This window comes from Polynucleobacter sp. 35-46-11 (genome assembly GCF_002281105.1).
The window spans coordinates 1-3,978 of the sequence record NZ_NCFJ01000226.1 but is presented as its reverse complement, the minus strand read 5'-3'; the positions used below and the strand labels follow the sequence as shown (position 1 = coordinate 3,978).

General features: G+C 47.7%; 5 protein-coding genes. 1 reads left to right on the top strand and 4 read right to left on the bottom strand.

The genetic code is table 11. From position 1 onward, the window contains the following. On the top strand, positions 1 to 369 hold a 369-nt coding region (locus B7Y67_RS12390), incomplete at its 5' end, for a TCP-1/cpn60 chaperonin family protein (RefSeq protein ID WP_293598911.1). A 98-nt stretch (positions 370 to 467) separates the two neighbouring features. Here the strand turns inward: B7Y67_RS12390 and B7Y67_RS12385 are convergent. The 4 genes from B7Y67_RS12385 to B7Y67_RS12370 form a co-directional block, all read right to left on the bottom strand. Next, on the bottom strand, positions 468 to 914 hold the full coding sequence (locus B7Y67_RS12385) for a cupin domain-containing protein (RefSeq protein ID WP_293598910.1): 447 nt from the start codon (positions 912 to 914) through the stop codon (positions 468 to 470). Positions 915 to 1,013: 99 nt separating this feature from the next. Further along, a complete protein-coding gene (locus B7Y67_RS12380) occupies positions 1,014 to 2,381 on the bottom strand; it encodes an NAD(P)(+) transhydrogenase (Re/Si-specific) subunit beta (RefSeq protein WP_293598909.1) in 1,368 nt (455 codons plus the stop codon). Positions 2,382 to 2,414: 33 nt separating this feature from the next. Beyond that, positions 2,415 to 2,753, bottom strand: a complete 339-nt coding sequence (locus B7Y67_RS12375) for a proton-translocating transhydrogenase family protein (RefSeq protein WP_068320920.1) — start codon at positions 2,751 to 2,753, stop codon at positions 2,415 to 2,417. A 24-nt stretch (positions 2,754 to 2,777) separates the two neighbouring features. Continuing rightward, positions 2,778 to 3,908: a Re/Si-specific NAD(P)(+) transhydrogenase subunit alpha gene (locus B7Y67_RS12370; RefSeq protein WP_293598908.1), complete on the bottom strand. Its 1,131-nt coding sequence runs from the start codon at positions 3,906 to 3,908 to the stop codon at positions 2,778 to 2,780. Positions 3,909 to 3,978 lie beyond the last annotated feature (70 nt).

The window sequence follows — 3,978 nt, the reverse complement described above, 5'->3', positions numbered from 1 at the left end:
TTGAAAGGCGATAACGCTGACCAAGACGCTGGTATCAACATCGTATTGCGCGCAATGGAAGAGCCAATTCGTATCATCGTTTCTAACGCAGGCGACGAAGCCAGCGTAGTTGTAAATGCAGTATTGGCTAGCAAGGGCAATAACGGCTACAACGCAGCAACTGGTGAATACGGCGACCTCGTAGCTCAAGGTGTAATCGATCCAACTAAGGTAACAAAAACTGCACTAGTTAATGCAGCTTCTGTGGCAGCCCTATTGTTGACTACTGATTGCGCAATCTGCGAAGCACCAAAGGATGATTCCGCTGGCGGTGGCATGCCTGATATGGGCGGCATGGGTGGTATGGGTGGAATGGGCGGCATGATGTAGTTGCCGTAAATTTCCTCAGCCATCTAGCTGTAGAAACTAAAACGCCTGGTTCAAAAGACCGGGCGTTTTTTTATTGCTGAATAAGGTTAGCTCCAAATTTACTTTTCCCGAATGGTTAAGGGGGCTCCAACCATTCCCGCATAGACAACAATTAAGTCGACCGGTTCAGAGCCTGGGTTTGAGCCGTAGTGCCATTCTTTAAAAAGCTCAACCAGTGGCTCACCGGCTTTTAGTGTTATTTTTTCACCAGTTTTTGTAAAGATATTGAGTTCACCTTTTAGTAAAACGCCGGCATTAATGACGGGATGCATATGCATTGGTATCGATGCACCTGGGCCAAATCTATATCGAATGATGGTGATTTCAGGTTGACCCTCGCCATATGGGGGGAGCTTCGCACCATTCCAAGACGTTGTCGTTTTGATTAATACATTGGCTTCAATGCCGGGAATATCGGTGTAGTAGTGTTTTCGATTGTCATCGGCGAGAACAAGCTGAGATAGCATTAATGCAAAGCAAAATGACGGGTATTTGAGTAAGCGCATGGGAGGGGTCTTTCTTGGCCTCAAGCATAAAAAAATGACTAGTAAGTTTATTTACTAGCCATTCTGATTCACTACCGTGACATCTTCAATTTGTTTGCATTAGCTAACAGACTTCACCATATCTTCCACAACCTTCTTAGCATCACCGAAGACCATCATGGTTTTGTCCATGTAGAAGAGTTCGTTATCAAGACCGGCATAACCTGCAGCCATGGAGCGCTTATTGACGATGATCGTTTTAGCTTTAAATGCTTCCAAGATCGGCATGCCGAAGATTGGGCTACCTGGCGTACGAGCGGCAGGGTTCACCACGTCGTTTGCACCAAGCACCAACACTACGTCAGCTTGACCAAAGTCGCTGTTGATGTCTTCCATCTCAAATACTTGATCGTATGGAACTTCAGCTTCAGCTAAGAGTACGTTCATGTGACCAGGCATACGACCTGCCACTGGATGAATTGCGTACTTTACGGTGACGCCATGGTGGGTGAGCTTCTCTGTTAATTCTTTCAGAGCATGCTGAGCACGCGCAACTGCCAAGCCATAGCCAGGAACAATCACGACGGTGTCAGCATTCTCCATTAGGAAGGCTGCATCTTCTGGAGAGCCAGTTTTGTAGTTCTTTGGGCCACCATCATCAGCGCCACCAGCAGAAGCTTCAGCACCAAAGCCGCCAAGCAATACTGCCAAGATGGAGCGGTTCATTGCCTTACACATGATGTAAGACAAAATTGCACCAGAAGAGCCTACGCAAGCACCGGCAATAATCAAAACTGGATTGTTCAATGTGAAACCAATACCAGCCGCTGCCCAACCAGAGTAGCTATTGAGCATTGATACAACCACTGGCATGTCTGCGCCACCGATTGGAATGATCAATGTCACGCCCAACACCAATGCAATTGCACACATCACCAAGAACGCTTCGTGGCTGCCTGTCATGAAATACATGACGCCGCCACCAACCATACCAATTGCTAGTATGAGGTTCAGTAAATGTTGACCAGCAAATGTCACTGGCTTGCCACTGACTTTGCCAGATAATTTTCCGAAGGCGATGATAGAGGCGGTAAAGGTAATTGCACCAATAAATGCACCAATAAAGAGTTCAATCTTTTGCGCACCGGTATGGTCATGAGCTGGGTTGTAAACCGCTGCGATAGCGATCAAGACCGCCGACAAGCCAACGAAGGAGTGCATGAGCGCTACGAGCTCTGGCATCTTGGTCATCTGCACACGCTTAGCAGCAATTGTTCCAATGATGGCGCCGCCAACAATTGCACCAATGATCAATGAGAAGACTGGCTTAAAGTCCGGAATCATGAAGGTGGTGATTACGGCAAGCAACATGCCGATCATGCCAAAGGTATTACCTTGGCGGGAGGTTGTTGGTGATGACAATCCACGCAAGGCGAGGATGAACAGCACCGATGAAATGAGATAGGAAATCGCGGTTATGTTTGACATTATTGTGGTCTCTATATAGATCTTGTTCTAGTTTTATTTAGTTCCAGCTGCATCAGCTTTAGGAGCTTTTTTCTTGAACATTTCAAGCATGCGGCGGGTAACCATAAAGCCACCAAAAATATTGATTGAGGCCAAAAAGACTGCAATCGCACCAATAATGCTGGTAAGGGTAATTTCATCACCACCGATTACTTCGGTTTGTAGCAAGGCGCCGACAATGATGATTCCAGAGATGGCATTCGTAACTGCCATGAGTGGGGTATGTAATGCTGGGGTGACGTTCCAAACCACGTGGTAGCCAACAAAAATAGCCAACACAAATACAGTGATGTTTTGGACTGTGAGGATGCTTTGAAAAGCAGCGAGATCCATGATATTTCCTTTGAAAATTCTTTATTAGTTGTTACGGACGGCTTGGCCATCACGACACATGAGACAGGCGGAAACGATATCGTCATCCGTTGGGATTACCAACTTCGCTTCTGCATCAACGATCAGCTTCATGAAGTCGAGTAAGTTACGCGCATACAAAGCAGAGGCATCAGCAGCTACCATGCTGGCGAGGTTGGTGTAACCAACAATCTTCACACCATTTTTCACGATGATCTTGTCAGCTTCTGTCAGGGGGCAGTTGCCTGAGCCGTTGTCACCGCGACCAGCCGCTAAGTCGATCACGATAGAGCCTGGCTTCATATTAGCAACGGTATCGCTGTGTAATAAGACTGGTGGCTTACGACCCGGAATTAAGGCGGTAGTAATGACGATGTCCGCTTGTTGAGCGCGCTCGGCAACTAAAGCTGCTTGACGCTTCATCCAAGCTTCTGGCATTGGGCGAGCATAACCACCAACACCTTGGGCGATTTCGCGTTCTTCATCTGTCTCGTAAGGTACGTCAACAAACTTGGCGCCAAGAGATTCAATCTGTTCTTTAGCAGCAGGGCGCACATCAGATGCTTCGATGACGGCGCCTAAACGCTTTGCTGTCGCAATAGCTTGAAGGCCGGCAACACCAGCACCCAAGATGAGTACGCGTGCTGCTTTAACAGTTCCAGCAGCAGTCATGAGCATTGGCATAAAGCGCTGATATTCATTAGCTGCGACCATCACCGCTTTGTAACCTGCGATATTGGCTTGTGAGGACAGAACATCCATGCTTTGGGCGCGAGTAGTGCGCGGAGCAGCCTCTAGAGAGAATGCAGTCACACCTTGCGCAGCCATGGCGGCAATATTGTCGCTATCAAATGGATCCAGCATGCCAAGGAGTACGCTGCCAGATTTAATTTGCTTAAGCTCGGCTGCTTCGGGCGCACGCACCTTAAGAACAATCTCAGCGCCAAAGGCATCGGCAGCATTACCAATAGCGGCACCAACTGCTTCGTACGCAGAATCTGGCTGGCTGGCTGTAACACCTGCATCCTTTTGAATAACAACCGTATGGCCTTGGCCAATTAGTTTCTTAACGGTTTCCGGTGTGGCGGCAACCCGAGTTTCCCCAGGTCTGATTTCCAGCGGTACTCCTATGCGCATGGCATGTCTCCAAATGCTAATGATTCAAAAAAAATCTATTTTAGGTATATATACGCGAATACACATATAT